This is a genomic window from Streptomyces sp. ActVer (assembly GCF_027270795.1).
GTDB classification, from domain to species: Bacteria; Actinomycetota; Actinomycetes; order Streptomycetales; family Streptomycetaceae; genus Streptomyces; species Streptomyces umbrinus_A.
This window is the reverse complement of sequence record NZ_JAPWHT010000504.1, coordinates 1-7,138: the sequence shown is the minus strand read 5'-3', so window position 1 is coordinate 7,138 and position 7,138 is coordinate 1. Positions and strand designations below refer to the sequence as shown.

Below are 7,138 nucleotides of genomic sequence, written 5' to 3'. Positions count from 1 at the left end.
GCAGGCGGGGCGCTGAAGACGTGGACAATCCGCAGGGACGCGCCGCAGCGCCTGGCCGTCTCGAAGGCGAACTCGATCAGCTCGTCACAGGGCCGGCCGGTGTCGAGCCCGAGGACGATGTCGCGATACGGAGTCTGGGAGATCTCGTCCGGCGAGACTCCGCCGGGGGCCGAGAAGTGCTCGTCCGCGGAGCTCTCCCCCACCCGTACGAGCACCACGGGACTCGTCGACCTGGCGACGACCCGCTGGGACACGGAACCGACCAGGAAGCCCGCGACACCGCTGAGTCCACGGGAGCCGAGGACCAGCAGCTCGGCTTGCTCGGCAGCCGCGAGCAAGGCGGCGACCGGCGCCTGCGACACCGGCTCTTCGACGATGCGCAGCCCGGGGTGAGCGGCGCGGACGCTGCTCGACGCCTGCTCCAGGGTCTGCTCGGCCCACTCTCGCTGGGACACGCCCATCGGTACCGACGGGGCGGGGCGCGGACGCCATTCCCAGGCGTGCACCAGACGCAGCGCGACGCCACGCCGAAGCGCGTCCCGGGCCGCCCAGTGCGCGGCGGCCAGGCTCTCGGGCGAGCCGTCGATCCCCGCGGCGACGTGTCGAAGCATGATCCGCACCTCCTGCGTGTGTACGTACCTGTCCTTGTATAGAGCCTCGTGCGGGAAGGGCACGGTGAGTAGGGGCCGCCCGGGCCCTTCCCAGAGCCCTTCGGCCCAACCCGGGCGCGCACCTCGCTCCAAGGCCGGAGCGACGGACGCGAAGCGGACCGGTCCGCCGCGCGGCGCTGGGCACTCGCCCCATGCCGGTCCGGTGCCGTACGGCCCGGTCTCTGGGCCGGGTGGCCCCTGGCGAGTACGGGCCCGCCGAAAGACGCTGGAGTCGGCAGGCCCGTACTCCCGTCCGGGGGACGAATGACACACACCACCGGCGCGGCGCACTGCTGGTCCCGGCCGCCTCCACCACGGCTGCGGCCCCGGCCCGGCGTCTCCGTGCTCGTCGGTCTCACGAAGCGGTCCGCGTTCTTGAGGAAGAAGCAGGGTCATGAACACTTCCGCCACATTCAGCATGCTTCGTGCGCTGCCCGCCGAGCACCGCGAACGGCTGATGCGCTGCGCACGTGAGGTGTCCTTCCCGCAGGGGACCCGCCTGTTCGAGGAGGGCACACGCGCGGACCGGTTCTGGATCATCCGGACCGGCACGGTGATCCTCGACATGCATGTGCCGGGGCGCCGCGCGGCAGTGATCGAGACCATCGGGCACAACGAACTGGTGGGCTGGTCCTGGCTGTTCACGCCGCACGCCTGGCACCTGGGCGCCGAGGCGACGAGCCCGGTCCGCGCCTACGAGTTCGACGCCACGGAGGTCCGGGCGATGTGCCAGGAGGACCACGCCCTGGGCCATGCGGTCACCCAGTGGGTGGGCGACATCCTCGCCCACCGGCTGCGGTCGGCCCGTAACAGGTTGCTGGACCTGTACGCGCCGTACGGCAGCGGCAGCACCCTGTGACCGGGCCTCGAATCCGACGCGACCAAGGAGTCACCATGCACGGCACACCGCACATCGTGAGCGACGTCATGACCCACACGGTCGCCGCCATCGGCCGCGGGGCGCGCTTCAAGGAGATCGTGCAGATGATGCAGGAGTGGAAGGTCAGCGCCCTGCCCGTCCTGGAGGGCGAGGGCCGCGTCGTCGGCGTCGTCTCCGAGGCCGACCTCCTGCCCAAGGAGGAGTTCCGCGACAGCGACCCCGACCGGTACACGCAACTGCGGCGGCTCTCCGACCTCGCCAAGGCCGGCGCGGTGACCGCCGGCGAGCTGATGACCTCTCCCGCCCTCACCACACACCCGAACGCGACGCTCGCCCAGGCCGCACGGACCATGGCTCGCGCCAAGGTCAAGCGGCTCCCCGTCGTCAACGACCTGGGCATGCTGGAGGGCGTCGTCAGCCGCGCCGACCTGCTGAAGGTGTTCCTGCGGGACGACGAGGAGATCGCGGAGGAGGTTCGCAGGGAGGTCGTGGCCTACCTCTTCCCCACGCCGGCGTCCGCTGTCCGGGTAGAGGTCCGGGACGGAGTCGTGAAGCTCGGCGGGCACGTCCGGGACGCGTCCTTGGTCCCCGTGGCCGCGCGCTTGGTCCGAGCCGTCGAGGGCGTTGTGGACGTGGAGTTCGACCTCGCGGGGCATGGCCGTTCCTCAGAGGCAACGCCTGCCACATAGGGACAGGGACAGGGACAGGGGGAAGCCCTTTGGCAACCGGTCCGGGCATGACGGTCTTACAACGGCCGGCACAGTGAGGCGGATTGGTCCTGGGTGCAGTGCCCGGGGCGGGAGTTGAGCGTTCGGTGCGGTGGGGGGGCGTGGCCGTGGATCGTGTCGGATGACCTGTGGGTCCGCCTGGCGCGGGAGTTGACAGGTCCCCGGGTTCGCCTCGGGACTCAGGCCACGCCGGCGTACCGCGCCCTTCTCACCATGTCTTGGCGACGAGACCGCTTCGCCTCGAACTCTTGGCTGCAGGGCCATTGAGGTCCACGGGGCCGGTCACTCGCTGGCGCGGTCAGCCCGAGGTCCTCGGAGGGACTCAGGACGTCTTCTTGGCAGGCCGCTTCGCGCCTTTGCTTCTGCTGGTGCCCGTGCTGCCGCGCCCTGGCTTCGCAGGCACGCCCTTTCGCGCTGTTGCCTCCGTGCCTGTGGCCGTCCGTGATCGCTCTGGCCGGGTCGGCATGGTCGGCCACTTGAACTCGATCTCCAGCTCGATCTCCCCATCACCGACCTCGACCTCGATCTCGCTGCGAAGGTCGTCGGGAATCCGCAGGCTCAGCGTTCCCGGGCCGAGTTCCAGCTCGGCATCCTCGCCTTCCCTCAGCGCGGCCGCGAGTGATGAGAGCTGGTCAGCCGCCTCGAAGCGAGACAGTGAGCCCTTCCGCTCAAACTTGAGGTCTTTCATGGGTGTCTCCGATCCGGATACGACCTGGGTGTCGGACCGCACCTTGAGGCCGTCCCCGGCTTCATCGCTCCGACGGGCTGGGAGCCGTGCACAGCGCCCAGATCACGAAGGCATTGATCGCAATCAGGACGATGGCCCAGAACGGCGCGTAGGGAATCCACAGGAAGTTCGCGAGCATGGCCAGGCCGGCAAGCCCCACGCCGACGACCCTGGCCCAGGTGGCGCCCTGGAGCAGGGCAGCACCGGCGAGAGTGATGACAACGCCCATGATCAGATGGATCCAGCCCCATCCGGTGAGGTCGAACTCGTACACGTAGTTGCGGGTGGCGACGAACACGTCGTCGTTGGCTATGGCGGCGATGCCCGCGAAGAGCATCATCAGGCCACCGAAGATCATCAGGACGGCGGCGAAGACCAGCCAGCCACTGCCGATACCGGTCCTCTCCGAACTCCGCACCGCAGCACCCGAGCGGGCCCCGCTCACATGACTGGTCATCACCAGCTCCTTCACGTCGTACGGCCCCGCACAACCGCCACGCATCCGTTCGGCCGGTCGGGCTACTTCCAATCTCGTCCTGTCGGGTGCGCTGCGCATGTCGAGGTGTGAGACCGGCAGCTCTTGATGAGCAGTTCACAGACCATCTGTGCAGGTCAGGAAGATGTCGTCGCGCCTTCGGGCAGCCGAGCGCGGCAGCTGGGCTCTCAGCACCCGCGGATGCCGCCCCTACGGGCTTTCTGCAAGTCGGCGCGGACGAACCTCGCCGGTAAACAGCACGGCAACCCGTGGCGCTCACGCCGAACCGGGCGTGGCCTGTCGGCGCGGCGCACGGACACCGTCAACCCGGACGACCGGGGCCTCCGTCGAGCCGGCCCCTTACCGGGCTACCCGCCCCACCTCTATGGAGCGGCGAACCACGCGCCCCCATGCACGGGGGCGGGATGGGTTCTAGGGTTGAAGGGAATCCCCTTGCTCGCGGAATACTCGGTTCCTTCCGCCACATATCTCGCGGGCTCGAAACCCACCAGGAGGGCATGCGTCATGTCCACTGCATCTGAAACTCCTGTCCTGGACACCCTCGCCGCCATGACGGTCGACTCGATCGAGCGATGCGGGCTTGCCCCGGACATGCTCATACTCACGCGCATCGCGGCGCTCGCCGCCTCGGATGCCCCACCGATCTCCTACGCGGCCCATATCGACCCCGCCCTCAAGGCCGGCCTGACCGCCGAACAGTTGCAGGACGTCCTGGTCGCCATCGCGCCCATTGTCGGCACCGCCCGCGTCATGACGGCAGCGGGCAACATCGCCGAAGCGCTCGGCATCGCCATCGCCGTCGCCGATGCCGAGATCGAGTCCCAGGGCTGAGACCAGACCCCACCCGGCATCGCCGATCCGATCCGCTCGGCCGGCATCGGAGATCGCCACGGAGCCCTTTGCCCCTGATCGAGCGATACGGCCGCACTCCGCCTTCGGCCGGCGCACGCTCCTGGAGGACTCCCGACTCGCGGACGTCGCCCGCAAGGTGGTCGGCGTCGGCAATGTCGGCACCCGATGCTGGAGCTTCCTGCTCCTCGGCCGGGACGATCAGGACCCGCTCTTCCTCCAGGCCAGGGAGGCCGACACCTCCGTACTCGCCGAACACGTCGGCGCCGGCCATTACCGCAACCAGGGCGAACGGGTGGTCTCAGGCCAGCGGTTGACGCAGGCCACGAACGACATCCTCCTCGGCTGGGAGCGGGTGGACGGGACCGAAGGCAAACAACGCGACTTCCGCATCCGCCAGTTGCGCGACTGGAAGGGCATCGCCGTGCCGGAGGAAATGTGGCCGGAGGGCATGGATGTGTTCGGCGAACTGTGCGGAGTCACGCCGGCTCGTGCGCACGCACGGTCCGTCCGACGACCGCATCGCGATCGCCGCTCACCTGGGTAGCGGCAACTCGTTCGACCGAGCCCTCGCCACATCCGCGGAGGCCTACGCCGACCAGAACGAGCACGGCCACCAGGCCCTGGTCGACGCGGTGCACGCAGGCCGACTGCCCACGGAGGAACCACCGACGGCCTGATCCGGGAGAGGCACATCCGAACGAGGCACGATCTTCGTACTCGGACGCCGGTTCGGCCACGAATCGATGGTGAGGCGGGGCTGAAGCCCGAGTGAGGGCAGGCGGTGTGGTGAGGAGCGCTGCATGCGCGCTCTGCCGGCTCATGAGGCTGTCTCTCTCGCGCCATGAGGACTCCCGACTCCCGACTCCCCACTCAGAGCGACTGCGCCGACCTCGGTCCGCCAATTGGTCGACCATCGTGGCGGGTCGCGAATCACCCTCCGGGACAGCTGGGACGATTCGCCAATGGCGCCCAGGACCAGCACTGCCGAGAAGCCGACGACGGCGCGAACCGTCCTGCTGACACTCGCGGCCGGTCAGTTCCTCATGGCGCTCGACAGCTCGGTCATGAACGTCTCGATCGCGTCGGTGGCCGAAGACGTGGGTACGACAGTGACGGGTGTCCAGGGCGCCATCACGGCCTACACCCTCGTGATGGCGATGTTCATGATCCCCGGCGGCAAGGTCGGGGCACTGATCGGCCGCAAACGCGCGTTCATGATCGGCTGCGGAATCTACGGCTGCGGCTCCCTCACCACGGCGCTCGCGCCGAACCTGCCCGTGCTGCTGCTCGGCTGGTCGTTCCTGGAGGGAATCGGGGCGGCACTCATCCTGCCCGCGATCGTGGCGCTCGTGGCCGGTAACTTCGCCACGGAACGCCGTCCCGCCGCCTACGGTCTCGTCGCGGCCGCGGGGGCCGTGGCGATCGCGGTCGGACCGCTCATCGGGGGTGTCGCGACGACGTACTTCTCCTGGCGGTGGGTCTTCGCCGGAGAGGTCCTGGTGGTGCTCGGCATCCTGGTACTCGCCCGCCGCATCGCCGACGCGCCGGTCGGCGAACGCCCGCGCATCGATCTCGTCGGCGCCGCGCTGTCCGCGCTCGGGCTCGGGATCTTCGTCTACGGAGTACTCCGCTCCGACGAGTGGGGCTGGTTCCAGCCGAAGCCCGACGCGCCCTCGTGGCTCGGGATCTCGCTGGTCGTGTGGCTGATGCTGGGCGGCATTCTGCTGATCTGGCTCTTCCTCCGCTGGGAGGCCCGCATGGTGGAGCGGCACCGGGAGCCTCTCGTCGACCCGGCCATGCTGCAGAACAAGCAGCTCACCGGCGGACTGACGATGTTCTTCTTCCAGTACCTCGTTCAGATGGGCGTCTTCTTCGTCGTACCGCTCTATCTGTCCGTCGCTCTGGGCCTGTCCGCGCTCAAGACCGGTGCCCGCATCCTGCCGCTCTCCGTCACGCTGCTGGCCGCCGCCGTCCTGATCCCCCGCTACCTCCCTGACGTCTCGCCCCGGCGGGTGGTGCGGCTCGGGGTCCTCGCGCTGCTCGCGGGCGCGGTGGTCCTGATGGCCGCGCTCGACGCGGACGCCGGCGCGGAGATCGTCACCATCCCTCTGCTGTTGATCGGGCTCGGCATGGGCGCGCTGGCCTCCCAGCTCGGGTCTGTCACCGTCTCCGCAGAGCCTGAATCACAGAGCGCTGAAGTCGGCGGCGTCCAGAACTCCGTCACCAACCTGGGCGCCTCGATCGGCACGGCACTCGCCGGGTCGATCCTGATCGCCGCGATGACGACGTCCTTCCTCACCAGCGTGGAGGAGAATCCGGCGATCCCGGCCGAGGTCAAGAGCCAGGCGACTGTCGAACTCGAAAGCGGCGTACCGTTCTTGTCGGACGCCCAGCTCGAGTCCGCGCTCGACGAAGCGGGCACGAGCACGGAGGTGACTCAAGCGGCACTCGACGCGAACGAAGCCGCCAGGATCGACGGTCTGCGCGCCGCGGTCGCCATCCTCGCCTTCGCCGCGCTCGTCGCGATGTTCTTCACCCACAGGATCCCGAAGACCCAGCCCCGTTCGACGAGGCCATAGCCGCGGGACGGGAACCAAGCCGTCCTTGCCGCACCGCTCCGACGGACTGGGAGCGGCGCAGAGCGCCGGGAAGGGCCGACGCCAAGGGCTGGTAGTCCTTGCCCCGCAAAGGCCCTGGCGGTCGACCCTGCCACGACCGCGGCGACGCGTCGGCTCACCGGAGCCGTCGGACGGACAGGTGCGCGGTTCTGGGTACTCGTGGTGGTGGCCATCTGGCGTCGCTTCG

General features: G+C 69.2%; 7 protein-coding genes and 2 pseudogenes. 6 read left to right on the top strand and 3 right to left on the bottom strand.

From position 1 onward, the window contains the following. Positions 1 to 611, bottom strand: a 611-nt coding sequence (locus O3Q52_RS45565) for a universal stress protein (protein ID WP_269654378.1), incomplete at its 3' end; no start/stop codon positions are given. A 433-nt stretch (positions 612 to 1,044) separates the two neighbouring features. Here O3Q52_RS45565 and O3Q52_RS45560 point away from each other — a divergent pair. From O3Q52_RS45560 to O3Q52_RS45550, 3 genes and pseudogenes are all read left to right on the top strand, one after another. After that, entirely contained in the window at positions 1,045 to 1,509 is a 465-nt protein-coding gene (locus O3Q52_RS45560) for a Crp/Fnr family transcriptional regulator (RefSeq protein ID WP_269654377.1), read from the top strand. 35 nt (positions 1,510 to 1,544) lie between these two features. Beyond that, positions 1,545 to 2,219, top strand: coding sequence for a CBS domain-containing protein (locus O3Q52_RS45555; RefSeq protein ID WP_269654376.1), 675 nt, complete (start codon positions 1,545 to 1,547; stop codon positions 2,217 to 2,219). Between the two features lie 93 nt (positions 2,220 to 2,312). Continuing rightward, positions 2,313 to 2,399, top strand: a pseudogene (locus O3Q52_RS45550) (IS5/IS1182 family transposase); the annotation flags it as partial. Positions 2,400 to 2,580: 181 nt separating this feature from the next. Here the strand turns inward: O3Q52_RS45550 and O3Q52_RS45545 are convergent. Beyond that, positions 2,581 to 2,946 carry an amphi-Trp domain-containing protein gene (locus O3Q52_RS45545; RefSeq protein ID WP_269654375.1) on the bottom strand — a complete coding sequence of 122 codons (366 nt, stop codon included), beginning with the start codon at positions 2,944 to 2,946 and terminating at the stop codon, positions 2,581 to 2,583. A 61-nt stretch (positions 2,947 to 3,007) separates the two neighbouring features. Further along, the gene (locus O3Q52_RS45540; protein WP_269654379.1) at positions 3,008 to 3,343 is read right to left on the bottom strand and encodes a hypothetical protein; all 336 of its coding nucleotides are present in this window, start codon (positions 3,341 to 3,343) and stop codon (positions 3,008 to 3,010) included. Positions 3,344 to 3,985: 642 nt separating this feature from the next. On the opposite strand from O3Q52_RS45540, the gene O3Q52_RS45535 reads away from it, so the two are divergent. The 3 genes and pseudogenes from O3Q52_RS45535 to O3Q52_RS45525 all read left to right on the top strand — a co-directional run bounded on the left by O3Q52_RS45535 (position 3,986) and on the right by O3Q52_RS45525 (position 6,912). Further along, complete coding sequence (locus O3Q52_RS45535; RefSeq protein ID WP_269654374.1) at positions 3,986 to 4,312, top strand: carboxymuconolactone decarboxylase family protein; 327 nt, start codon at positions 3,986 to 3,988, stop codon at positions 4,310 to 4,312. Between the two features lie 74 nt (positions 4,313 to 4,386). Next, a pseudogene (locus O3Q52_RS45530) lies at positions 4,387 to 5,010 on the top strand (DUF2252 family protein); the annotation flags it as partial. A gap of 285 nt (positions 5,011 to 5,295) precedes the next feature. Next, entirely contained in the window at positions 5,296 to 6,912 is a 1,617-nt protein-coding gene (locus tag O3Q52_RS45525) for an MFS transporter (RefSeq protein ID WP_269654373.1), read from the top strand. The last annotated feature ends 226 nt before the right edge of the window (positions 6,913 to 7,138 follow it).